Origin of the sequence: Mesobacillus jeotgali (assembly GCF_014856545.2) — a bacterium.
Taxonomy (GTDB): Bacteria; Bacillota; Bacilli; order Bacillales; family Cytobacillaceae; genus Mesobacillus.
Window position 1 is genome coordinate 3,513,192 of record NZ_CP109811.1, and the last position, 24,756, is coordinate 3,537,947.

Consider the following 24,756-nt stretch of genomic DNA (forward strand, 5'->3'; position numbering starts at 1 on the left):
TGATGAAAAATGAAAAAGGCTATGCGCTAGTCCTGGTTTTGCTGATTATCACCATCACCTTCACCTTCGCCCTCTCCTTGAGTGGAATGGCGCTTTCTGCCCGAAAGCAGTTCAACAAGACAGACGAAATCAATAGAGCCACAGATCTTGCTGAAATGGGAGTGGCTCATTATGAGGCGCTGCTGACCAGAATCGTAAAAAATGCAAATGCTGAAGCTGAACAAACGGTACAAAATGCTCTTGATTTATTGAGTAAAAATCCTAATCTTAAAGTTCCTGATTATGACGATGTGTTCAATAAGGTATTGTCGGATGAAGTTGGAAAGAATGCCTACTTGCCACTGGCTGTAGATGAAGCCAATTCCTATGAAATCTCGAATCCAGTCATCTCCAGACATAGTGGGAAGATAACCCTAACTTTCGAGAGCAAAGGCTTAACTGCTAATGAGGAAAAGGAGCTGCAAGGTACACTTACCATTATAAAAAATAAAGACTCCTTGGACGGTGAATTGGCCACAGATGAGGAAGAATATGATTATGTTGTATGGGATGATTTTGATTTTCATGGCGGAAAAAAACATACAGAGACTTTCCCTGGCTCCACTTTTTTCAAAAAATCAGTCACTCTAAGAGGTACTTCTTCCTTAATCATAAGAGGAGATGCCTTCTTTCATTCAAGTGTTACGCTAAGAGGCGGAGATACGATCATCGTGTATGGTGATGCAATATTTGCTGAAGATTTAGATGAAATTAAAGCAGCCAAAGCAAAGGTTTGTATTTTGGGTACACCTTACAAAATAGTGAATCAAAAAATTGAAGAGTATACTCCCTTCGATGGAGGAGATACCGATAGCTGCCCTAAGCCAATACTAGACAATGAGTGGTCCATTGACCCTGACAATGGCATGGAAGTTAAATATTAAACAACAAGGCTGACCACGCTGGGTCAGCCTTGTTTATTTAACATATTCCGCAACCCGATTCCGTCCGGATCTTTTGGCACCCACATACAAAGCCCTGTCGGCATGCCTGATCAATGCCAGTGAGTCATCGGCGTCCTGCGGGGCGGTTGCTACACCGATTGACGCGGTGATATGGACCAGGAGCTGCTTTCCTTCTTCATCCATCGATTGAAACAGTGTGAAGGGATTTTCGGCGATCAACAGCCTGATCTGTTCTGCCAGTTTGAGGGCATCCCCTTTCATCATGTCAGGCAGCAGGATCACAAACTCTTCCCCGCCATACCTGGCAACTGTACCAATATGGCCGATTCTTTCACTGATCCGTTCAGCAAGCTCGATTAAAATTTCATTTCCGCTTTGGTGTCCATATGTGTCGTTGACGGATTTGAAGTGGTCTATATCGAGCAGGATCAAGGAGAGTAGGTGTCTTTCACCTTTTTGTAATTTTCCGAATTCTATGCTCAGCATGTTTTCAAAGTAGCGGTAATTATATAGCCCGGTCAATGCGCAGCGTTCGCTGTATTCCTTCGTTTTTTCATGGTGCCTTGCATTCTCTACGGCAATCGCAAAGTGGGAACATAGGATATCGATGATCATCAGCTGCGATTTTTCGAATGCCCTCTTTTTGTTTGCGGCCAGTACAAGGACGCCGATCACTTGGTTGTTCCTGACGATCGGCACTCCGAGAATGCTTTCGGCACCTGCTGGAATATAGCCAGAATTTATATGCTTCCATTGTTTTTTCGAATGAAAAAGTACAGGCTTTTTCTCAGCCCAGACAAGCCCGCTAATTCCTTTGCCTTTTCCAAGCGGCTCGGCTACAGGATCCATTACTTCCCCAAATTCCACCTTATGAATCAGTTTCAGTTCCCTGTCATCTACCACATCCAAAATGTAGGCATAGTCAACCGGAAGCATCTCAATCACTTTTTGAACAAAGAGATCCAGAACATCATTGGGCTTCAGTCTCTCAGCCAGCTGGTGGCCAATCTCTGCGGCACTCTGTAAAAAATGGTTCACCTTTCCGCTTGAGTAATAGAGACTGAGAATGATAGACAAACTCGCAAAAGGAATCCCGACAAACAACAAGGAGTAGAGCCCCATCTCACTATGGTACAGTTCATATAGTATGAAGCCTATAGGGAATGTAATCAATGTCGTAACGGTTTCCCAGATGAAATCTTTACCGAAATAAGGCCCCTTCAATTTTAGGACGACTGCTTGCAGCAAAATCAGGAATAAAGTATTCACACTATAATTGCTGATGCCATATACCGTTCCCAAAATATAAGTATATGGATCGTCGGCCAAATGCGCGCCATGCGTTCCGCCCAGTGCGTAAAATATCAATCCGCTCACTAATGAAACAATGAAGAACATTAATGAATTCAGAGGAAACCTGTAGATATCAGATTTTTGTACCCGGAGCCTCATTAAAAGGATCAACACCGAAATTTGCATTAAAACCATTTCTACGAAAATCCCGTATGACAGGAATACAGCGAGCGAAACCCACTGGATGAGGAAAATCGGCGTATTATTGACGACCATAGGCATGGAAGCCACAACAGACATTAAGACAAGAAAGGTGAATACTTCCAATAGAGAAATATTATTGGGAGGCGGATAGACTTGATAGGTCAGCCAGAGTCCAACCGGAACGATCAGGAGCCAGCTGAACCATATTGATTTTTTAACTATTGGAGTCATCTTTATCTATCCACCTCCTTTCTAGGTAAAAAGTCGCACTTTTTTTATAGTTTAGCAAACTTTTTGTACAATGTCATAATTTTCTTATTTATTTTTCAACAGGTTCACAATAAAAGGTTTTGCTTCTGATAAAAAGTAAAGGGAGCCCGTGACAATTAGAATTTCATCTTCATTTAATTCATTTATTTTCACAGAGAGAAAGTCTTGGTAATCGACTGCTAGATTGTTATTTCCCTTATTGCTTCCAACATCCATCAGTTCTTCCGCAGAAGCTGCCCTTGGGAAGTCGAATGTTGTGAAAGTCAGCTGGTCGGCAGCTTCTTCAAGAGTCGCAATCATTCTGTCTAACTTCTTATCCTTAAGAGCAGCAAAAAGAATACTAATCTTTTTATCGGCAAATCGAGAATTAATTTCACTTGCCAGCGCATTTATTCCTTCTTCATTATGAGCACCATCAATCAGAACTAAAGGATTTTCACTTAAAACCTCAAGCCGGCCTGGCCAGTAGGCTTGAAGCAGCCCTTCCCTGATATGCCCTTCCTCGATCATAAATGAATAGTAGTTTACAAGGACCTGGCTTGCCATTACAGCACAGGCGGCATTGTCTACCTGATAAGAACCGATCATGGAAGTTTTCAGGTTCTGAAGCTGTCCGAACATACTGGAAAACGAAAATTCTTCTCCTCGCTCTAAGGACTCTCTTAAACCTGTTGTGAATTCATCTCCAAGATGGTACATCGGGGACTTGCTTTCAATCGCTTTTGTTCTGATTACATCCAATGCTTCAGGCTGCTTGACTCCAGTAATGACACTTACACCATTCTTGATGATTCCTGCTTTTTCAAAAGCGATTTGTTCATATGTATCACCCAGAATCGCGGTGTGATCGAGACCGATACTAGTGATGATCGATAGAAGCGGATGAATGACATTGGTCGAATCGAAGCGGCCGCCCAGTCCAACTTCATAAATGACAACGTCAACAGGTGACATCTCCGCAAAGTAATAGAGCGACATCGCGGTAATAACTTCGAATTCAGTCGGTCCGCCCAACTCTGTAAGATCCAGTTCGTCAGCAAGCGGCTTGATCGCATTCGTTAATTCAACCAATTCTTGGTCACTGATCGGCTGGCCGTTAATACTGATTCGCTCATTGAATTGTTCAAAATATGGCGAAGTAAACGTACCGACCCTGTATCCTGCTGTCTGAAGGATGGAACGCAGGAACGTGACTGTCGAGCCTTTCCCATTCGTGCCGCCGACATGGATGGTTTTGATTCTTCTTTCAGGATGCTCCAGCCTTGCAAGCATCCATTCCATCCTTGAAAGTCCTGGCTTTATTCCCAGACGCAGCCTTGCATGGATCCAATCAATTGCCTGTTCATATGTATTAAACATAAAACACACCTCAATTCAAGATGAAGACGAACCACCACTGGTTCGCCTTCAAATTTTTATCTATACTAATTAGTTTCTCAATTCACTGATGCGCGCTTCGACTGCTGCACGTTTTTCTAGATAGTCTTTTTCCTTTGCGCGTTCCTCTTCAATGACTTTCTCAGGAGCTTTTTTAACGAAGCCTTCGTTTGCCAGCTTCTTCTGGACACGTTCTACTTCCTTATCCAGCTTCTCCTTCTCTTTTTGAAGACGGGCAATTTCCTCGTCGATGTTGATCAGGCCTTCAAGCGGCATGATGATTTCAAGTCCCGTAGCGACTGCTGTCATCGCTTTTTCAGGAGCATTGACTTCAAGCCCAATTTCCAGGTTCTCAGGATTACAGAAGCGGACAATATAGCCTCGGTTATTCTCAAGCATACTCAATGTCTTTTCATCCTTCGCCTTCAGGAACATATCAACCTTCTTGCTGAGCGGTGTGTTCACCTCAGAGCGTATGTTCCTTACTGCACGGATGACTTCAACCAGCAGCTTCATATCATCTGCTGCTTCTTTATCAGTCAGAGCAGGATCAACCTGCGGCCAGCTTGCAACCGTAATGGACTCCCCTTCATGAGGAAGGTTCTGCCAGATTTCTTCTGTAATGAATGGCATGAATGGGTGAAGCAGGCGCATTGTGTTATCAAGAACGTAAGCAAGAATCGATCTTGTTGTCTTCTTAGCACCTTCGTCTTCGCCGTAGAGCGGAAGCTTCGCCATTTCGATATACCAGTCACAGAAATCATCCCAGATAAAGTTGTAAAGTGCTCGGCCAACCTCACCGAACTCATAACGCTCTGAAAGTCTTGTAACAGTTTCGATTGTTTCATTCAGCCTTGTCAAAATCCACTTATCCGCAACAGATTTCTCGCCGCTCAGGTCGATTTCTTCATATTTCAGGCCGTTCATGTTCATTAGCGCAAAACGTGATGCGTTCCAGATTTTATTCGCGAAGTTCCAGGTCGCTTCAACCTTCTCTGTGCTGTAGCGAAGATCCTGCCCCGGTGAGCTTCCTGTTGTCAGGAAGTAGCGGAGTGAGTCAGCGCCGTATTGGTCGATGACATCCATCGGATCGACACCATTGCCTAGTGACTTACTCATCTTGCGGCCATCTTCTGCACGAACGAGTCCGTGGATCAGTACATCTTTGAATGGTCTTTGGCCAGTGAACTCAAGTCCCTGGAAAATCATTCGTGATACCCAGAAAGCGATAATATCATATCCAGTTACAAGGGCATCGGTTGGATAGTAACGCTTGAAGTCAGCTGCATCTTCATCCGGCCAGCCCATTGTTGAGAAAGGCCAAAGCGCTGAACTGAACCATGTGTCAAGAACATCATTGTCCTGTTCCCAGTTCTCTGGGTCTGCAGGCGGCTCATGGTCAACGTATACCTCGCCTGTTTCTTTATGGTACCAGGCAGGAATTCGGTGCCCCCACCATAGCTGACGGGAAATACACCAGTCCCGGATATTTTCCATCCAGCGCATATAAGTATTTTCGAAACGCTCAGGTACGAAGTTTACCTTTTCTTCTTTGTTCTGAAGCGCGATTGCTTCGTCAGCAAGCGGCTGCATTTTAACGAACCATTGAGTTGACAGATATGGCTCGACTACTGCTCCGCTTCGCTCAGAGTGTCCTACTGAGTGCATGTGCTCTTCAATTTTAAACAGAACGCCTTCTTCCTGAAGGTCCTTGACGATTTGCTTGCGGCACTCGAAACGGTCCATTCCCTGGTACTTGCCCGCTCGTGCATTCATTGAACCGTCCTCGTTCATGACCAGGACTCTTTCAAGGTTATGGCGGTTGCCAATTTCAAAGTCGTTCGGATCGTGTGCAGGAGTGATTTTTACAGCTCCAGAACCGAACTCCATATCAACATAGTCGTCGCCTACAATCGGAATTTCACGGCCAACGATTGGCAGGATAACACTTTTGCCGATTAAATGCTTGTAACGGTCATCTTCCGGATGAACCGCAACCGCAGTATCGCCAAGCATTGTTTCCGGTCTTGTTGTTGCGATTTCAATGTGGCCGCTGCCATCAGCCAGAGGATATCTCATGTGGTAAAAAGCACCCTGGATATCTTTATGGATAACCTCAATATCAGATAAGGCCGTTTTCGCTGCAGGATCCCAGTTAATGATGTATTCGCCGCGGTAGATCAGGCCTTTGCGGTATAAAGAAACGAAAACTTCTTTTACTGCCTTTGATAGACCTTCATCCAATGTGAAGCGCTCGCGGCTGTAATCAAGTCCCAGCCCAAGCTTTGACCACTGCTTGCGGATATGCTGAGCGTATTCCTCTTTCCACTTCCAAGATTCTTCCAAAAACTTTTCACGGCCAAGCTCATAGCGGTTGATGCCCTGGCTGCGCAGCTTCTCGTCAACCTTCGCCTGTGTCGCGATGCCCGCATGGTCCATTCCCGGGAGCCAAAGTACGTCATAGCCCTGCATGCGCTTCATTCGCGTCAGGATATCCTGAAGCGCTGTATCCCAAGCATGGCCTAGGTGCAGCTTTCCAGTTACGTTTGGCGGCGGAATCACGATTGTATAAGGTTTTTTCGTTTCGTCATCCTTCGCTTCGAAAAACTTCCCCTTGATCCACCATTCATAACGCCCTTGCTCAATTGACGACGGATCGTATTTAGTCGGCATAGACAAATTCTCTTCCATCAGTTTTTCCTCCATTCAAATGCATTTCCTTTAAAAATAAAAAACTCCATTCGCCATAAAAGGACGAATGGAGTTTGTTCGCGGTACCACCTTTTTTCCCAGCAACGGTAAAAACAGTCTTGCTGCTGGCTCAAATATGGATAACGGTTCTTCACCGTCGCCTGTTACTGAGAATATTCCGTTCCCAGGCGATGCTCAAGGGCGACCTTCCATGGTTCCGCTTAGAAGTCCTCGCAGCTAATGGACTCCCTCTCTTTAAGCTGGCTGCTCATGTACTCTTCCCTATCAAAGCTTTGCTTTATTATGTGTTTTGTATATTAGATATACTACCCAAAAAAGTGGATTGACGTCAATCATCATTTCCTATTTTTTATTATTTTATACTTTTTGCTCCTTGATGTGCGAACAATAAGCACTTTTTGGGCCTCTCACTCATAGAATAAAAAAAGGGATACCTGATGTTTGGAGGGATGGCGATGAAGAGGCGAAGATATAACCCTTATACACTCCCGAGGTGGGCGAGGACGGCGCGGGCAGTATGCGCTCAGCTCATTATTCCTTTTTGTGTTTTCCAGGGGATCCGAACCCTGTTTTTTCCGACGACATTTGATGTTTTTCTGTTATCAATATTCATCATAATTGCCCTTGCGATTAAATTCGAAATTATTTAAGGAGCCTGAGAGCATTGTTTAGCTCTGGGCTCCTTCTTGTTTTGCCTGCTCCTTTTGTTTTTCCATTTCGTCGATTTTGGTCACTACATAACCCGTATTACTCAAGAGCCAGTATTGTCGCTGCAGTTTTTGGACAAACTTCCTTTCATCCACATCTGTCTTGCGCTGATGGTACATCTCCGCAACCCGGATAATGCCTGACGGAAAAGCAAGATAGCTCATGAATAGCTGCATTTCATCCTCTCGGAAAGGAAAGTATTTCAGATATAGATAAATCCAGTCGATGACTTCATCCCCATACTTTGGCTGGGTCTTCAGCGATCTTGCCAGAAATGGGAGTAAATCCTGGATTGGCGACCCTTGCCTCGCCTTCTCAAAATTGATGAAATACCCGTATCCTCTTTCATCAAACAGGAAATGTTCAGGAGAAACCTTACCGTGAAGCGTGACCGTCCTCGTTTTCTTTTGCTCCTTCGTTTTTTCATTCCATGTCTCCAGCTTTTGCTTGGCGAACTGTATTGCCTGGCGGATCTGAATATAATACAGGCAGTATGTTAGTTCAAACGGGGACATATATACCCTGTTCTCACAGCTTTCAAGGAATCCATTAATGAATTCTTCTTCCTTTTCCCATTCTTTTAACGTCTTTTCATAATGCTCCTGCTTCACTTCCGCACTGATTTCCAGTTCCTTGACTGACAATGTATGCATCCTCGCCAATTCCCTGAACAGCTGCTGGTGTCTTTGCGACTGATCCTCTCTTGTTTCGTTCGGGATCCACGGCATTAAATAATACAGGGACTTATTATGCAACACTGCATATCGCCCGTCATTTGCCGGATAGACTGGAACAATCCTGTTATAGCCTTTTTGATAAAGGTGCTGGATATGTTTAATGAAATCTGTCCCCTCATACGGGTGGATTTTTTTCAAAGCGAATGTCCCCGATTTCGTGTAAACTTTTTTCACTTTGCCAAAATCCTCTGCAAAATAAGGATCGATAGGATATTGCTTTAACACTGCAGATTCTTCTTTTAAAAAATTGCGATCATCCATCGAATCTCGCCTACTTTCTGGACATTTCAATAAATAGGTCTGGGCAGGTGTTAGACACCTGCCCATACTAAAAGCTATAGCAATCCCAGCCAGCAGCCAAGCCAGCCCTGACAACCAGCCCCCTTTTGGACAAGGTGTTGCTAAAAAGAAAAGCGCAAGCGCCTTGGTCAGCCCCGACAAGCGTCGGAAGGCCTGACAGTGAAGTCGTTCTTTGACTTCATTGGCAGGACCGAACTCGAAAAGCGGAGGCGACTGCCCAACTCCGAAAAGCGCTGGAGGGCCTGACAGTGAAGTCGTTCTTTGACTTCATGGGCAGGACCGAAGCGTCTCGAGGAGTTAGGAGCCGCAGCTAGACAAACGACTTGAGGGGTTAGGCGCTGGAGCTAGACATAAATCGTATTGCAAAACCTTAATACCTATAAAGTGAAAAATGTTAGCTATTATGAACCGCTACGCCTGGAACATATAGGACCTGGCCTTCATGTACCTCATGGTCGATGCTAAGATGATTCACACGAAGAAGCTGCTGGACTGGCACATCATATCGTTCGGAAATCGATTGAAGTGAATCGCCCTGCTGAACAATACACACTCTTATTTTAGCAACCTCAGTTTCTTCTTCTTTACGCGCTAAGAATTCAGCAATCGAAATACCTTGTTTCATATTCGGCTTCTTCTTTTTCAATAGTGGAGATGATGAGCTTTCGGGAGACTCTTCCATTTCAGCAGGCTGATTTTCTGCTTCTGGCTGATCCTCTGCCTCCAGTTCAACTTCCTCTTGCTCTAATTCGACCTCCGCAACTGGCTCCGGCTCACCTCTAAAGTCACTGAAAGCATACTCAGGAACTTGTTGGTGCTCTCTTTGCTCTTGCAATTCAGGTTCAGATGCTTCTTCTGCTTCTAGCGATTTTTTTGCTTCTGCTCTAAATGGCGCATACAATTCTTCTTCGTACGATTCCTGCTCTTCCTGTTCATTTAGTGCTTCATTTTGCTGGACGAAAGAATAGGCAGGAGCTTCCGGGAAGTCTTGTTCATCTCTCTCTTCCTGGCTATCGCGCTCTGCATCTTCTTCAGTTTCCGCTGCAGCCTCCACATCAACTTCTGCAGTAGCCTCCTCGCGGTAACTTACTTCCAGTTCTTCCGCCTCTTCACTGTCAGCATCCTGTTCGGCTTCATGCTGCTGTTCGCCGTACAGACCAGTGATGGCAAGGTCAGCATTCAGTTTCAGTCGGTCTTTTTCCGGAAAAACATAATCAAAACCCTCCACCTGAATATCAATGTCATAGATGCTTTCAATCCGGTTTTTAGGAATTGTGATATCTACCGGGAAACGATGAAGGAATTCATAGACTCCTTCTTCCCTTTCCATGACAGAATGCACGTACTTAAGGGCTGCGATCTGGCTATCATCCTCCTGCTGCTGTTCATGGCATGTATATTCCCCAGTCAACTCCAGCGATCCGCGAATGGATACGTATTGTTCATTTTCCTGGATGGTTATATTCGGATCGAGTGAAATCGAGACAAGCTCCGCGACTTCCTGTCCTCTTTGAAACCACACAGACTCTTCTAATGAAAATCGCAGGCACGATTGATTCCCCTGAGACAAAGCGACTCCTCCTTTCATTCCTTAAACGTAAAATCACTATGTCATTAACACTTTATGAGTCTATATTTAGTTTTATGATAATTTAGAACATAAAAAGGAGTTGGAAAGGGATAGTTTGAAGTGGATTACTACTTAAGGAAATTGTTTGAGGAAAATTAAAGCCAGGGAGATATTCACGTGAAATACTTCGGACAAAGTTAGGTGGATACGACTGAGTTTTGTCCGAACATGGGCCTACTTCGGACATAGTTATGAGAATACGAACGGGTTTTGTCCGAACCCTGGTGCTACTTCGGACAAAATTAAGAGAATACAGCCGCATTTTAGCCGAACCCTATGCGGCCCACGCAAAAAAACACTCTCCAAAACGGAGAGTGTCATAAATTACCTATTCTGCAGTTTAGCAAATGCTTTCTCTGCTGCTTGAATTGTTTTTTTCAGATCTTCATCTGTGTGTGCTGTTGACAGGAATAATCCTTCAAACTGTGATGGCGGCAGGAAGACTCCTTCGTTCGCCATTTCACGATAGTAGGCTGCAAAGAATTCAAGGTTCGATTGTTTGGCCACTTCATAGTTGATGACATTTTCATTTGTGAAGAAGATGCCGATCATTGAGCCTGCGCGGTTGATTGTGTGCGGGATTCCGTATTTCTCAGCCGCTGCCTTCAAACCTTTTTCAAGAATGTCAGCTTTGCGTTCAAATTCTTTGTAGGACTCCGGTGTCAGCTGCTTCAACGTTTCGAGGCCGGCTGTCATCGCCAGCGGGTTGCCTGAAAGTGTTCCCGCCTGGTAAATCGGACCGCTTGGAGCGATTTGCTCCATAATCTCCCTCTTCCCGCCGTATGCGCCTACAGGAAGACCGCCGCCGATTACTTTTCCGAGACATGTCAAGTCAGGTGTTACATTATAATAGCCCTGTGCACAGTTATAGCCTACACGGAAGCCTGTCATAACCTCATCAAAAATAAGAACTGTGCCATACTGAGTGGTGATTTCGCGCAGACCTTCCAGGAAGCCTTCAACTGGGGGAACAACACCCATATTTCCGGCTACTGGTTCCACAATCACACCAGCGATATCATCACCAAACTGCTCAAACGCGTAACGGACGCTCTCAAGGTCATTGTAAGGTACTGTAATCGTGTTTTTGGCAACTCCTTCTGGAACACCCGGGCTGTCTGGCAAGCCTAGTGTAGCAACGCCTGAGCCGGCTTTAATAAGCAATGAGTCTCCATGTCCATGGTAGCATCCTTCAAATTTAAGGATCTTATTGCGGCCAGTATACCCGCGCGCAAGGCGCAATGCACTCATCGTTGCCTCAGTTCCCGAAGATACCATCCTTACCATTTCGATCGATGGGACACGGTCAATGACTAACTGTGCAAGCTCATTCTCAACAACAGTTGGTGCACCGAAGCTTGTCCCAAGCTCTGCCACTCTCTTGATTCCCTCTACGACCTTGTCGTTCGTGTGTCCAAGGATCAGTGGTCCCCATGACAATACATAGTCAATATACTCATTGCCATCAATGTCATAGATTTTAGAACCTTTTCCTTTTTCCATGAAGATAGGATCCATATCGACAGACTTGAATGCGCGGACTGGACTGTTAACTCCTCCTGGCAAAAGTTCTGTCGCTTGCTTGAAAGCTTCTATCGATTTATCATATGAGCGCATACTATCCCTCATTTCTATTTAATTGACTCCGGCGATTTAGTTCCAGCCATTATGACTGCCAGAAACCTCAACAAAGCCTTATATCCTTATTGTTCCTTCAGCCAGCGTGCTGCATCCTTTGCGTGATAGGTAATGATTAGGTCTGAACCTGCGCGCTTCATACCTGTCAGCATTTCCATCACGATGCTCTTTTCGTCGACCCAGCCATTTTGAGCGGCTGCTTTGACCATTGAATATTCACCGCTGACATTATAAATGACAACAGGCAGGTTGAAATTGTTTTTTACGTCACGGACGATATCCAGGTAAGGCATGCCCGGCTTGACGATCAGGAAGTCTGCACCTTCCATGACATCTGATTCAGCTTCGCGCATCGCTTCGATCCGGTTTGCCGGATCCATCTGGTAGGATTTGCGGTCACCGAATTGTGGCGTACTTTCCGCAGCTTCACGGAATGGACCGTAAAATGCAGAAGAATATTTAACAGCATAAGACATGATCGGCACATCATGGAATCCTGCCTCATCCAAAGCAAAACGAATCGCAGTAACAAAACCATCCATCATATTCGATGGTGCGATGATGTCCGCTCCAGCTTTAGCCTGGCTGACCGCTGTTTTTCCGAGCAGCTCAAGAGATGGATCATTGAGGACCTTGCCATCCTCGATGACACCGCAATGGCCATGGCTAGTGTATTCACACAGGCAAGTATCGGCGATGACAACCATATCAGGAAAGTCCTTTTTAATGACTCGGATTGCTTCCTGCAACACTCCTTGGTCATGATATGCCTGACAGCCTACTTCATCTTTTTCGTCAGGTACGCCAAAAAGCAGCACGGATTTAATGCCCAAAGAATCTACTTCAGTGATTTCTTCTTTCAGGTTATCAAGGGATAGTTGATAGACTCCCGGCATTGAAGAAACTTCTTTTTTCACATTTTCTCCTTCAACGACAAAAAGCGGATAGATCAGGTCTTCAGTGCGAAGATAGTTTTCACGTACTAGTGCGCGCATATTCGCTGATTGGCGAAGACGGCGGTGACGGCTGAATTCAAGATGTTCCATGGATTACCCTCCAATATTTATAAAATTGGCAACGCTTTTCAGCATTTCTTCGACGGTGTATTTTTCCGGCATGGCATGCACCTTCAATCCACGCTGCTCTGCCTTCCTTTTGGATACAGGGCCGATGCAGGCAACGATGCAGTGCTCCAGCTTGTCTCTTAATTGATTTTCCTCAACGATTTTCATAAAGTGGTCAATCGTAGAAGGGCTTGTAAATGTAAGTATATCAAGACTTTCTTCAGATAGCATCTTAACGAGCTTGCCTCTGCTTTCATCAGGCATGAATGTTTCATAGATGATGATTTCATCGACAATTGCGCCCTTTTCTTTCAATGCAGCAGAGATATAATCCCTTGCCAGGTTTCCTTTTGGAATCAGGATTCTCTCACCCTGATTGACATGTGGTAAAAACTCATCGACAAAGCCTTCGGCAACATATTCATCCGGAACAAAGTCGACTGTTTCACCCATGTCCTCAAGGACTTCTTTCGTTTTTTCGCCGATCACGGCTATTTTAGGCAGAAGAGCCTGTCCCTTTTTCAAAAAGGAATAAAAGGTTTCCACCGTCACATTACTCGTAAAAATTATCCAATCATAGGTATGTAAATTCGCAAGTGTTTTAAGTAGTTTTTCAGATGCTGCAACCGGCTGAAAGGCAATAAGAGGGATCTCCACCGGAATCCCTCCATTTCTTGCAACCAATTCGGAGAAAGACTTCGCGTGAGCCTTTCCCCTTGGAATCATGACCGTTTTATTTTGCAGCGAATGCGCTGGAATCATTCACTATCAAGCTCCTGTTTTACCTGGTCAATCAGGTCCTTGGCTCCCTGGCTGATCAATTTATCAGCTGCAAGTTCACCAAGTTCTTCTGGATTAGTTCCAGTTACAATCTCCTTGAAAATCGTCTTTCCATCCGGAGAACCAACTAGTGCTGTCAGGACGATTTCTTCCTGGTCGTTAAGATATGCATATCCGGCAATTGGTACCTGGCAGCCGCCCTCCATCTTGTGAAGGAATGCTCTTTCGGCCCTGACTGTCGCACTAGTTTCTGCAGAAGTGAATTTTTCAAGCAGTTGAAGAAGCTCTTCATCATCACCGCGGCACTCGATTGAAAGCGCGCCCTGGCCGACAGCTGGTACGCAAATATCCTCATCGATGAACTCAGTTACAGTATCACTGGCCCATCCCATGCGCTTTAAACCAGCAGCAGCAAGGATAATGCCATCATAGTCTTCTGTTTCAAGCTTAGCGATTCTTGTATCGATATTTCCGCGAATCCACTTCATTTCAAGATCAGGCCGCTGAGCCAACAGCTGGGCACTTCTGCGCAGGCTGCTTGTTCCGATGACTGAACCAGGTTTCAGATCTTTAAAAGCAACATGTCCGTTGGAAATCAAGACATCACGGTGGTCTTCCCTTTCAGGAATTGATCCGATGACAAGTCCATCAGGAAGTACGGCAGGCATATCCTTCATGCTGTGGACAGCCATGTCAATTTCTTTATCAAGCATAGCCTGTTCGATTTCTTTTACAAAGAGGCCTTTTCCGCCAACCTTTGATAGAGTCACATCAAGGATTTTGTCTCCTTTTGTGACGATTTCTTTTACTTCGAACTCAAAAGGAGCACCTAGTTTTTTCAGCTGCTCAATTACCCAATTTGTTTGTGTCAATGCTAGCTTACTCCGTCTGGAGCCAACGATAATTTTTCTCATGACAGCCTCCTATTATTGGTACCAAAAATGGAAAGATGATAATTTTCCGAAAAGGAAAAAGTTGATTAATACAATCAGGAACGATGCGACATTCCAAAGGGCAAGCGATTTTCCATACATTTCTTTGCCAACCCTTAAATACAGGTAGATGCTATAAACAGCGAGAACAATGAATGACCCTATCAGCTTGGCATCATACCAGGCAAGGTCAGGCACCTTGATCCACGCCCACTGAAGCCCGAGTATCAGGCTCAGGATCAGCATCGGCACTCCGATGACATTCAATATGTATGACCAATAATCCAGTTTTGTTAAATCCGTGATCCTCCATAACAGCTTACCCCACTTTTTCCGCTTTAAAAGGTCATATTGAATGAGATATAGCAGCGAAAAGACCACTGAGATCGAAAATGCTCCATATGACAGGATCGCCATCGTGATATGGATGAGCAGTAGTTCCGATATAAGCTGTTCGGACATAACATTTGAATCATATTGCACGGGTGCGAATGTATGGATTGCCATGATGATGAATCCAAGGATATTTGTAAAAAAGACAATAAAATCTACTTTTAAAAGCTTATTGATTGCCAGCGACAGCGTTACCAGCACCCATGCATAAAAGTAAAGCCCTTCAAAGAGGGTCAGAACTGGGAACCGGCCCTGGTCGATCATGTAATACAACAGGAAAATCGTCTGGAAACCCCAAACAAATGCAAGTAACCAGAAGGCAATTTGGTTTGCCCTCCGGTTACTGTTAAGAAAATCGATAAAGTATAAGAGCACGCTGGCCGCGTAAATCACAATGGTTATTTCATGGAGACGCGTAATATAAAGATCACCCATGGGCACCACCTCTCTTACGGCTGAAAAGAAGCCTGAGGCGAAGGGACTTTTACCTGCTTGGTTTCAGCTGTTTTCATTCCTTCTTGTTCAGCGACGAGCTGTTCAATATTGAAAATCTTCACGAATAGATCAAGTGCTTCATCAGCATCCGGACCAGCCGCAAGCTCTTTCGCCTGCAGGATTGGATCTTTAAGGAGCTGATTGATGATGCTTTTTGTATGCTTGTTAAGAACTTTAATATCACGATCAGATAGATGTGGCAGTTTTCGTTCGATGCTGTTCATCGTTTCCTGCTGGATTGAAAGGGCTTTGACTCTCAATGCAGAAATGACCGGAACGACACCAAGTGTATTCAGCCACTGTTTGAATTGGACGATCTCACTTTCAATCATGATCAGAATTTTCTCTGCTGCCTTCTGACGTTCCTGCAGATTCGCTTCAACGATGCCCTCTAGATCATCGATATCATAAAGGAAGACATTTTCAAGCGTCGCGATTTCCGGATCAAGATCACGTGGCACCGCAATATCCACCATGAATAATGGTTTTCCTTTTCGTTTTTGCTCGACCTTTGCCATCATATCCTTCGTGACAACAAAGTTCTTCGCACCTGTTGAACTGATCAGGATATCCGCATCCACAAGCGCAGTTTGAAGTTCATCCAGTGTTTTTGCCTTGCCAGAAAAACGGTTCGCCAAATCCTCAGCTTTCTGGTAAGTACGGTTGATGACCGTCACCTTCTTTGCACCATTTGCATGAAGGTTCTGGATCGCAAGTTCACCCATCTTCCCAGCACCAAGAATCAAGACATGCTTCTGGTCCAGAGTGCCGAAAATCTTCTTGGCAAGCTCAACAGCTGCGTAACTTACAGAAACAGCATTCGCTCCGATATCTGTTTCGGAATGGCCGCGCTTGGCGATAGTGACTGCCTGTTTGAACAGCTGGTTAAAGACCGTACCAGTCGTGTTCTTTTCAAGGCCAAGCATGAAGCTTGAACGCACCTGCCCAAGGATTTGGGTTTCACCCAACACCATGGAGTTCAAACCACAAGAAACCTTGAATAGATGCTCAATAGCCCCGTCTTGTTCATAGATGAACAGGAACGGCGTGAATTCTGCCTGAGGGATCCCGAACCATTCAGATAGAAACTCTTTGATATAATATCTGCCTGTGTGAAGCTGATCCACGACAGCATATATTTCTGTACGGTTGCAAGTTGATACGATGACATTCTCAAGGATGCTCTTCTTTTCCTGAAGGGCGCTCATGGCTTCCCCAAGATTCGCCTCGTTAAATGTCAATCTTTCGCGGATTTCGACAGGGGCAGTTTTATAGTTAAGACCGACAACGATAATATGCATTATTAATTGACACCCCCACATAGAAATTGCATAATTGGCTAAGGCAATTATACATGACGTTTTTTTTCTTCTTACGTTGTAAATGTGAACAACTAATGAAAAAACATATATATATAAATGCATTGATTAAATTGGACTATATCATCTGTATGTTTGTTATACTTTTATACTATATCAAAAGCAAATAAACATACTCCCTAATGTACCTTATCAAAGTTTGTCCTTTAATTCAAGTGAGCCTTTCTGGAAGCGGTGAAAGAATGAAAAATCAGAGAATTTTACCAGCAATGATATTAATCGGATTTGGAATTTACTTTTATCTTCAGCAGGAAAATGTATCGTTGTTCAATGAATTTTATACGTGGCCGACACTTTTGATCATCGTCGGAGCAGCCTTTTTAGTTCAGGGCTATTGGGGCAGGGATTATGAAGCGATCTTTCCGGGCGTGATACTCGTCGGCTTCGGTGTTCACTTCCATGTGGTCAATCAATTCACACTCTGGCCAGATCACCTTGGAGCTTTTATTTTAATCATCGCCCTTGGCTTTTTGCTGCGATATCAGAAAACAGGCAACGGCTTGTTCCACGGCGTCCTCTTTCTCATCTTAGCAGGACTCCTGCTGTTTTATGACAAAGTCAGCGGTTGGCTTGGTTTATTGGAAAACGGAGTTTCAACAGCATGGAGATTTTGGCCGGCAGCATTGATCCTTATTGGTATTTACCTGTTATTTATGAAAAAGAAATAAGAAGACCCGCACCGTAGTCGATACGGTGCGGGTTTCTTTGTGCTTCTATGAAAAAATCATCTCATGAAACTTCCTAATACTGACCAGGCTTTGTCTTTCCCTTCCCCTGTTTCTGATGAGAAAAGAATAATTGTATCATCCGGATCGAGATCAAGTGTCTCTTTTGTAATCTTTAAGTGCTTTTGCCACTTTGATTTTGGAATTTTATCCGCTTTGGTCGCGATGATAATAACGGGTATTTCATAATGCTTCAAGAAATCATACATCATGACATCATCCTTTGAAGGCGGATGCCTCAGGTCAACGATCAAAAGCATTGCTTTCAATTGTTCTCGTGATGTGATATACGTTTCAATCATCTTGCCCCAGGCTTCACGCTCGGACTTCGAAACCTTGGCGTATCCGTACCCTGGAACATCAACAAAATGAAGTATTTCATTGATCAGATAAAAATTCAGTGTCTGTGTTTTTCCAGGCTTTGATGAAGTCCTGGCGAGGGCTTTTCTATTAAGCATTTTATTGATAAAAGAAGACTTGCCAACATTCGACCGGCCTGCAAGGGCGAACTCCGGAAGATTGCCTTCCGGATATTGATTCGGCCTTACAGCACTGATCACGATTTCTGCACTATTTACTTTCATTGAGAATCACCGCTGGCAAGAGCGTGCTTCAATACTTCATCTAAATGAGAAACTAACACAAATTCAAGCTCCTTACGTACACTTTCTGGAATATCATCAATATCTTTTTCATTATCCTTTGGACAAATAACCTTGGTTAAGCCTGCTCTGTGGGCGCTCAACGATTTTTCCTTAAGACCGCCAATTGGCAATACTCTTCCTCTAAGCGTTATTTCTCCTGTCATACCCACTTCCCTGCGGATCGGCTTTCCTGACAAAGCAGATACAAGCGCAGTAGCAATCGTAATACCCGCTGAAGGACCATCTTTTGGAACAGCACCTTCAGGAACATGGATATGAATATCATTCTTTTCATGGAAGTCCGGATCAATGTCCAGATCCTTCGCTTTTGAACGCACATAGCTGAAGGCAGCCTGTGCAGATTCCTTCATGACATCTCCTAGCTTACCAGTAAGGACAAGCTTGCCTTTTCCTGGTGACAGGGAAACTTCTATTTGGAGGGTATCGCCACCAACGGTCGTATAAGCGAGACCGGTGGCAACACCTATCTGATCTTCCAACTCCGCCTGCCCATACCTGAACTTAGTCTTTCCGAGGAAGTCCTCGACGTTCTTTTCACTGACGATCACACGTTTTTTCTCACCGGAAACAACGATTTTCGCTGTTTTTCTGCAGATGGATGCAAGCTGCCTCTCAAGGGAGCGCACACCAGATTCCCGTGTATAATAACGAATTACCTTCGTAATCGCTTCATCTTTCATCTGAAGCTGTGATTTTGACAGACCATGGTCCTTGATTTGTCTTGGAAGAAGATGATCCTTGGCAATGTGAAGCTTTTCCTGCTCGGTATAGCCTGCAATATTGATGATCTCCATTCTGTCGAGCAGCGGGCCTGGTACAGTTGAAAGATTATTGGCAGTAGCGATGAACATTACTTTTGAAAGGTCATATGCCTCTTCAATGTAATGGTCGCTGAAATTATGGTTTTGTTCCGGATCCAGTACCTCTAGCATTGCGGAAGAAGGGTCCCCACGGAAATCATTGGACATTTTATCGATTTCATCAAGAAGGAACACAGGGTTAATCGTTCCTGCCTTTTTCATCCCCTGGATGATCCTGCCCGGCATCGCACCGACATAAGTCCTTCTGTGGCCGCGAATTTCTGACTCATCACGGACACCGCCCAAAGATACCCTTACAAAGTTGCGGTTCAGGGATTTAGCGATCGACCTGGCCAGGCTCGTTTTACCGACTCCCGGAGGTCCAGCCAAACACAGGATCGGTCCTTTTAATGAGTTCGTCAGCTTCTGGACTGCCAGATACTCAAGTACCCTTTCCTTGACTTTTTCTAATCCATAATGATCCTTATCAAGAATCTTTTCCGCCTTGCTGATATCCAGGTCATCCTCTGTCGACTTTGACCATGGCAAAGCAACAAGCCATTCAATATAATTTCGGATTACTGCGCTTTCAGCAGAAGTTGTCGGGACTTTCTCGTAACGGTCGAGTTCCTTCAAAGCCGTTTCCTTCACATTTTCAGGCATTCCGGCAAGCTCGATTTTTTCGGTAAGTTCAGCAATTTCTCCTGTCTTTCCTTCCTTTTCACCAAGCTCCTTCTGGATTGCCTTCATCTGCTCACGCAAATAATATTCCTTTTGGGTACGTTCCATCGAACGTTTTACACGCTGGCCAATCTTTTTCTCAAGACCCAGCACTTCTTTTTCATTATGGATGATTTCGATGACACGATTCATCCGTTCCTTGATGTCAATTGTCTCAAGAATCTCCTGTTTCTCTTTGAGCTTAAGAGGCAGATGGGAGGCAATGATGTCCGCCATCCTTCCAGGCTCCTCGATATCAGAAACAGATGCATACGTTTCCGCAGAAATCTTCTTGGACATCTTTATGTATTGTTCGAAATACTCAAGCATTGTCCTCATCAATGCTTCATCTTCGACATCTTTTGACTCATCATCCTCGAAGGTTCTTACTTTGCAGGAAAAATGGTCATTCTCGTCAAAAAGTTCAATGATTTCAGCTCTGGACAACCCTTCAACCAGCACTCGGATCGTTCCGTTCGGGAGCTTCAGCATTTGTTTGACGCGAGTCAATGTACCCATCTGGTACAAATCCTCCTCGCCGGGTTCATCTATGGATATATCCTTTTGGGTTGTAAGATAGATTAAATGGTCATCCACCATTGCCTTTTCCAATGCCTGTACCGATTTTTCTCGACCTACATCCAAATGCAGAACCATCGTCGGGTACACAAGCAAACCGCGCAGCGGCAGGAGTGGGACAGTGTGCTCATTCTTATTCGCCATGACATTGCACCTCCAACATGCATTGTATCAAACCATAAGTATAATAATACTTTGTTGTTCAATTCTATCGTATTTATTTTCAGGTGTCTAATAACAAGAGCATTTAGCATCGTTTTGCGTCATTGATTAGTATCCTGATATTTATGCGAAAATATGTCTACATCTGAAGTTACTTTCAAAAGCAAACGGTATCTATTTTTGGAAGCAGCAACTTCAACATGGTAACCTCTATTACACCCTCTTTCCTTTTTCAGGGAAAAATAAACCCGCTTTTCTTCGTAAGTTGCTATGTGAATTATTGATGGAAGTTATTATAGTTTTTGTCTCTAACTTCACGGCTGCTCCCAGGATTTTTCTCTAAAAGGCCTATTGATCCCCTGGTCAGTAAAAAAACCCCTAAAAAAAGAACGCCGGCAAGCGTTCTTTTTCGCGTTATTAGCTCGTCTCTTTTTGTGTCAGTTCATCGGCTGCCTTGATAATCTGCTCTCTCGGATGATCTTTTAAAAGAGCAATTTCAAAGACTTCGATCAGGTGGGTGACTGGAATAATCTCTATATTAGTTATTTCATTAAGGATGGTCTGCACATTTTCCTGCGGAATAATTACCTTTTTGGCACCCGCCTTTTTCGCAGCCTTCACTTTAGGATAAACACCGCCAATCGGCTTCACATTGCCATGGATACTGATTTCTCCTGTCATAGCGACAGTATTGTCCATTGGGATTTTATAAATGGCTGAATAAATCCCCGTTGCCATCGCGATTCCGGCAGATGGTCCGTCGATTGGAGTACCGCCAGGGAAATTAACATGGATATCAAATTCATCGGCCGGGACACCCATCGACCGGAGAACGGTGATGACATTTTCAATTGACCCTCGCGCCATACTCTTTCTGCGAATTGATTTTCCCTGTCCGCCGATGCTCTCTTCATCGACGATCCCTGTAATATTGATGGAGCCTTTTTCTTTTGCTTTAATGACCGTCACTTCGATTTCAAGAAGTGCACCTGTATTTGGTCCATAGACAGCCAGCCCATTGACAAGACCAACTGCTGACTTTTCATTGATTCTTCTTTCCATTCTCGGTGTCAGCTGGCTTGAATGCACCACCCATTCGATTTCTTCTTCTTTAATGTAGGTACGTTCATCTGTTATGGCCAATCCTGCAGCAATCTGTACCATATTAACGGCTTCGCGCCCATTCCGTGCATAGTTTGACAAGATTTCAATCGCTTTATCACTCATAGTCAGTTGTACTTTTTCAGCAGCATTTCTGGCTACTTCAGAAATTTCCTCTTGGCTTAGCTCACGGAAAAATACTTCCATGCATCTCGACCTGATCGCCGGAGGGATTTCGCTTGGAGTTCTTGTCGTTGCTCCTACAAGGCGGAAGTCTGCCGGGAGCCCATTTTTGAAGATGTCGTGGATATGGCTTGGGATTTGAGTGTTTTCTTCATTATAATACGCACTCTCTAGGAACACTTTCCTGTCTTCTAATACTTTCAATAGCTTGTTCATTTGGATCGAATGCAACTCTCCAATTTCATCAATGAATAATACTCCGCCATGAGCATTGGTAACAGCCCCTTGTTTTGGCTGAGGAATACCTGCCTGGCCCATCGCTCCGGCCCCTTGATAGATCGGGTCATGAACCGAACCAATCAGTGGGTCAGCGATTCCTCTCTCATCAAACCTCGCCGTCGTAGCATCCAGCTCAACAAATACTGAAGATTTCTTGAAGGGGGATTTTTGGTTTTGCTTTGCTTCCTCCAACACAAGCCTGGCTGCAGCAGTTTTCCCTACTCCCGGTGGTCCATAGATGATGACATGCTGCGGATTAGGTCCACATAAGGCAGCTTTTAGTGCCTTGATTCCATCTTCCTGTCCGACAATGTCCTTGAAGCTTGATGGTCTGACTTTTTCAGCTAGCGGTTCACTCAGGGAGACCGATCTCATCTTCCTTAACTGTTCCATTTCCTTTCGGGATTCCCGATCGATTGACACTTTTTGAGTCCGCTGATTCTTAAGTAAATTCCAGAAATACAGCCCGATGATGATTCCGAAAAACAGCTGTATGAACAAGGCGATTCCGGTCCAACTCAATTATATTCCCTCCCATAAGTTGATACTATTGGCTTTAACCTAGTATCCCCCTGACAGTGTTGGAATAAACAATATTTTCAAGTGAATTTTCCCACCTGAAGAGACCTTGGTTTGGTAGTGAAATTAATAGTTTTTCTCCAATTCGAAAGAAGGTTTTGACCTAGTTCGGACAGCTTTTATTCTTTCAACACCAAACCTGTCTGAAGTTACCCTTTCTTCTGACAACTTTTCTTCCTTTAACAGCAAACCTGTCTAAAGTTGCCCTTTCTTTTGACAGCTTTTCCTCCTTTAACAGCAAACCTGTCTAAAGTTGCCCTTTCTTTTGACAGCTTTTCCTCTTTCAGCACCAAACCTGTCTGAAGTTCACCTTTCTTTTGACAGTTTTTCTTTTTTCAGCACCAAACCTGTCTGAAGTTGCTCTTACTTTTGACAGCTTTTCCTCTTTCAGCACCAAACCTGTCTTAAGTTACCCTTTCTTTTGACAGCTTTTCCTCTTTTAACATCAAACCTGTCTTAAGTTACCCTTTCTTTTGACAGTTTTTCTTTTTTCAGCACCAAACCTGTCTTAAGTTGCTCTTACTTTTGACAGCTTTTCCTCTTTCAGCACCAAACCTGTCTGAAGTTACCCTTTCTTCTGACAGCTTTTCCTCTTTCAACACTAAACCTGTCTGAAGTTGGCTCTACTTTCTCCGCTAAACCTGTTCGAATTTCATTGTGGCAAATAAAAAAATCCCGGTGAAAAATTCACCGGGATTTATGCTTATTAAGCTGAATTTCTTTCGTCTTTAAGAACAGTACCATCCTCTAACACGAGCTTTGGCGGCATGTTGTTTTCGATTGTTTCCTTCGTGATGATGCATTTAACAATGTCATCACGTGAAGGAAGGTCGAACATGACATCCAGCATGATGCCTTCGATGATTGAGCGAAGTCCGCGGGCACCTGTTTTGCGCTCAATTGCTTTTTTGGCAATTTCAATCAGTGCGTCGTCTTCGAAGTCAAGCTCGACATTATCCAGCTCAAGCATTTTTTGATACTGTTTTACAAGTGCGTTCTTCGGTTTTGTCAGGATTTCGACTAGCGCTTCTTCATCAAGCGGAGTCAAGCTGGCAATTACTGGAAGACGACCGATGAATTCAGGGATCAACCCGAATTTCAGCAAGTCTTCAGGAAGCACTTTTGAAAGCAGTTCCTTCTTGTCTAGATCTTCCTCTTTCTTTTCAGAGCCAAAGCCAATTACTTTCTGGCCAAGGCGGCGCTTGATGATTTGTTCGATACCGTCGAATGCTCCGCCACAAATGAACAGGATATTCGTCGTATCGATCTGGATGAATTCTTGATGTGGATGCTTTCGTCCACCTTGTGGCGGTACGCTTGCAACTGTCCCTTCAAGAATTTTCAGAAGTGCCTGCTGTACACCTTCACCGGAAACATCTCTAGTAATAGAAGGGTTTTCGGATTTTCTGGCGATTTTATCGATTTCATCGATATAAATGATTCCTTTTTCAGCCTTTTCCACATCATAATCAGCTGATTGGATCAATTTTAGCAGAATGTTTTCAACGTCTTCACCAACATAACCTGCTTCTGTCAGTGATGTTGCATCCGCGATTGCGAATGGCACATTGAGAATACGTGCCAAAGTTTGTGCCAGCAACGTTTTACCGCTGCCTGTTGGCCCGATCATCGCAATATTACTCTTCGAAAGTTCAACGTCATCAATCTTGCTGTTTGAGTTGATACGCTTATAGTGATTGTAAACGGCTACAGACAAATTCTTCTTCGCCTGGTCCTGCCCAATTACATACTCATTAAGAATATCGCGGATTTCCTGTGGTTTTGGAACATCCTTAAACTCAACTTCTTCTTCAGTGCCAAGTTCCTCTTCAACGATTTCTGTGCATAATTCAATACACTCGTCACAGATATAGACGCCTGGCCCTGCTACCAATTTGCGGACTTGATCCTGCGTCTTGCCGCAGAAAGAACATTTGAGCTGCCCTTTTTCATCATTAAATTTGAACAATGCCTTCACCCCTTGAGAACTTCTAAACATATATAAAGCTGCGATTCATAAGCAAACGATCAGTTAAGTAACAGTTTTTCTGCTTCAGTCGAGCAGGTATGTATTGCATTGTATCACATTTTGCCAGGGTACAGGAAA

Annotated in this window: 17 protein-coding genes and 1 other annotated feature; of the genes, 2 read left to right on the forward strand and 15 right to left on the reverse strand. The window is 44.2% G+C overall.

Features of this window, described 5'->3' with window-relative positions; genetic code table 11:
• Window positions 1-2: 2 nt before the first annotated feature.
• Window positions 3-923: a hypothetical protein gene (locus tag FOF60_RS18095; RefSeq protein ID WP_192471502.1), complete on the forward strand. Its 921-nt coding sequence runs from the start codon at window positions 3-5 to the stop codon at window positions 921-923.
• 33 nt (window positions 924-956) lie between these two features.
• On the opposite strand, the gene FOF60_RS18100 is transcribed toward FOF60_RS18095, so the two are convergent.
• The 11 genes from FOF60_RS18100 to hemA all read right to left on the reverse strand — a co-directional run bounded on the left by FOF60_RS18100 (window position 957) and on the right by hemA (window position 16,778).
• Window positions 957-2,672: a sensor domain-containing diguanylate cyclase gene (locus FOF60_RS18100; protein WP_192471501.1), complete on the reverse strand. Its 1,716-nt coding sequence runs from the start codon at window positions 2,670-2,672 to the stop codon at window positions 957-959.
• Window positions 2,673-2,756: 84 nt separating this feature from the next.
• Window positions 2,757-4,070 carry a bifunctional folylpolyglutamate synthase/dihydrofolate synthase gene (locus FOF60_RS18105; protein WP_192471500.1) on the reverse strand — a complete coding sequence of 438 codons (1,314 nt, stop codon included), beginning with the start codon at window positions 4,068-4,070 and terminating at the stop codon, window positions 2,757-2,759.
• A 69-nt stretch (window positions 4,071-4,139) separates the two neighbouring features.
• The gene (locus FOF60_RS18110; RefSeq protein ID WP_192471499.1) at window positions 4,140-6,779 is read right to left on the reverse strand and encodes a valine--tRNA ligase; all 2,640 of its coding nucleotides are present in this window, start codon (window positions 6,777-6,779) and stop codon (window positions 4,140-4,142) included.
• Window positions 6,780-6,835: 56 nt separating this feature from the next.
• Window positions 6,836-7,077, reverse strand: a binding site (T-box leader).
• A 391-nt stretch (window positions 7,078-7,468) separates the two neighbouring features.
• Complete coding sequence (gene ysxE / locus FOF60_RS18120) at window positions 7,469-8,506, reverse strand: spore coat protein YsxE (RefSeq protein WP_192471498.1); 1,038 nt, start codon at window positions 8,504-8,506, stop codon at window positions 7,469-7,471.
• Between the two features lie 433 nt (window positions 8,507-8,939).
• Window positions 8,940-10,115 (reverse strand): stage VI sporulation protein D, encoded by a 1,176-nt coding sequence (gene spoVID, locus FOF60_RS18125; protein WP_192471497.1) that lies wholly within the window; start codon window positions 10,113-10,115, stop codon window positions 8,940-8,942.
• Window positions 10,116-10,499: 384 nt separating this feature from the next.
• Window positions 10,500-11,792 (reverse strand): glutamate-1-semialdehyde 2,1-aminomutase, encoded by a 1,293-nt coding sequence (gene hemL, locus FOF60_RS18130; protein WP_192471496.1) that lies wholly within the window; start codon window positions 11,790-11,792, stop codon window positions 10,500-10,502.
• An 86-nt stretch (window positions 11,793-11,878) separates the two neighbouring features.
• Complete coding sequence (hemB, locus tag FOF60_RS18135; RefSeq protein WP_192471495.1) at window positions 11,879-12,859, reverse strand: porphobilinogen synthase; 981 nt, start codon at window positions 12,857-12,859, stop codon at window positions 11,879-11,881.
• 3 nt (window positions 12,860-12,862) lie between these two features.
• A complete protein-coding gene (locus FOF60_RS18140; protein WP_192471494.1) occupies window positions 12,863-13,639 on the reverse strand; it encodes a uroporphyrinogen-III synthase in 777 nt (258 codons plus the stop codon).
• Window positions 13,636-14,571: a hydroxymethylbilane synthase gene (gene hemC / locus FOF60_RS18145; protein WP_192471493.1), complete on the reverse strand. Its 936-nt coding sequence runs from the start codon at window positions 14,569-14,571 to the stop codon at window positions 13,636-13,638. The genes FOF60_RS18140 and hemC overlap by 4 nt, the downstream gene beginning before the upstream one ends.
• Before the next feature lie 12 nt (window positions 14,572-14,583).
• Window positions 14,584-15,417 (reverse strand): cytochrome C assembly family protein, encoded by an 834-nt coding sequence (locus FOF60_RS18150; RefSeq protein ID WP_192471492.1) that lies wholly within the window; start codon window positions 15,415-15,417, stop codon window positions 14,584-14,586.
• Window positions 15,418-15,431: 14 nt separating this feature from the next.
• Complete coding sequence (gene hemA / locus FOF60_RS18155; protein WP_192471491.1) at window positions 15,432-16,778, reverse strand: glutamyl-tRNA reductase; 1,347 nt, start codon at window positions 16,776-16,778, stop codon at window positions 15,432-15,434.
• A 260-nt stretch (window positions 16,779-17,038) separates the two neighbouring features.
• On the opposite strand from hemA, the gene FOF60_RS18160 reads away from it, so the two are divergent.
• Window positions 17,039-17,524 (forward strand): LiaI-LiaF-like domain-containing protein, encoded by a 486-nt coding sequence (locus FOF60_RS18160; protein WP_192471490.1) that lies wholly within the window; start codon window positions 17,039-17,041, stop codon window positions 17,522-17,524.
• Window positions 17,525-17,580: 56 nt separating this feature from the next.
• Here FOF60_RS18160 and yihA read toward each other — a convergent pair whose 3' ends face one another.
• The 4 genes from yihA to clpX form a co-directional block, all read right to left on the reverse strand.
• Window positions 17,581-18,165, reverse strand: a complete 585-nt coding sequence (gene yihA, locus FOF60_RS18165) for a ribosome biogenesis GTP-binding protein YihA/YsxC (protein ID WP_192471489.1) — start codon at window positions 18,163-18,165, stop codon at window positions 17,581-17,583.
• Entirely contained in the window at window positions 18,162-20,489 is a 2,328-nt protein-coding gene (gene lon, locus FOF60_RS18170) for an endopeptidase La (protein ID WP_192471488.1), read from the reverse strand. Before lon ends, yihA begins: the two co-directional genes overlap by 4 nt.
• A gap of 435 nt (window positions 20,490-20,924) precedes the next feature.
• On the reverse strand, window positions 20,925-22,592 hold the full coding sequence (gene lonB / locus FOF60_RS18175) for an ATP-dependent protease LonB (protein ID WP_192471487.1): 1,668 nt from the start codon (window positions 22,590-22,592) through the stop codon (window positions 20,925-20,927).
• A 763-nt stretch (window positions 22,593-23,355) separates the two neighbouring features.
• Entirely contained in the window at window positions 23,356-24,618 is a 1,263-nt protein-coding gene (clpX, locus tag FOF60_RS18180) for an ATP-dependent protease ATP-binding subunit ClpX (RefSeq protein WP_192471486.1), read from the reverse strand.
• Window positions 24,619-24,756 lie beyond the last annotated feature (138 nt).

What these genes read in the sequence shown, in the direction of transcription:
- FOF60_RS18095 (WP_192471502.1), top strand. Translation starts at nt 3, where the DNA reads ATGAAAAATGAAAAAGGCTATGCGCTAGTCCTGGTTTTGCTGATTATC.
- FOF60_RS18100 (WP_192471501.1), bottom strand. Translation starts at nt 2,672, where the DNA reads ATGACTCCAATAGTTAAAAAATCAATATGGTTCAGCTGGCTCCTGATC.
- FOF60_RS18105 (WP_192471500.1), bottom strand. Translation starts at nt 4,070, where the DNA reads ATGTTTAATACATATGAACAGGCAATTGATTGGATCCATGCAAGGCTG.
- FOF60_RS18110 (WP_192471499.1), bottom strand. Translation starts at nt 6,779, where the DNA reads ATGGAAGAGAATTTGTCTATGCCGACTAAATACGATCCGTCGTCAATT.
- ysxE (WP_192471498.1), bottom strand. Translation starts at nt 8,506, where the DNA reads ATGGATGATCGCAATTTTTTAAAAGAAGAATCTGCAGTGTTAAAGCAA.
- hemL (WP_192471496.1), bottom strand. Translation starts at nt 11,792, where the DNA reads ATGCGCTCATATGATAAATCGATAGAAGCTTTCAAGCAAGCGACAGAA.
- hemB (WP_192471495.1), bottom strand. Translation starts at nt 12,859, where the DNA reads ATGGAACATCTTGAATTCAGCCGTCACCGCCGTCTTCGCCAATCAGCG.
- FOF60_RS18140 (WP_192471494.1), bottom strand. Translation starts at nt 13,639, where the DNA reads ATGATTCCAGCGCATTCGCTGCAAAATAAAACGGTCATGATTCCAAGG.
- hemC (WP_192471493.1), bottom strand. Translation starts at nt 14,571, where the DNA reads ATGAGAAAAATTATCGTTGGCTCCAGACGGAGTAAGCTAGCATTGACA.
- FOF60_RS18150 (WP_192471492.1), bottom strand. Translation starts at nt 15,417, where the DNA reads ATGGGTGATCTTTATATTACGCGTCTCCATGAAATAACCATTGTGATT.
- hemA (WP_192471491.1), bottom strand. Translation starts at nt 16,778, where the DNA reads ATGCATATTATCGTTGTCGGTCTTAACTATAAAACTGCCCCTGTCGAA.
- FOF60_RS18160 (WP_192471490.1), top strand. Translation starts at nt 17,039, where the DNA reads ATGAAAAATCAGAGAATTTTACCAGCAATGATATTAATCGGATTTGGA.
- yihA (WP_192471489.1), bottom strand. Translation starts at nt 18,165, where the DNA reads ATGAAAGTAAATAGTGCAGAAATCGTGATCAGTGCTGTAAGGCCGAAT.
- lon (WP_192471488.1), bottom strand. Translation starts at nt 20,489, where the DNA reads ATGGCGAATAAGAATGAGCACACTGTCCCACTCCTGCCGCTGCGCGGT.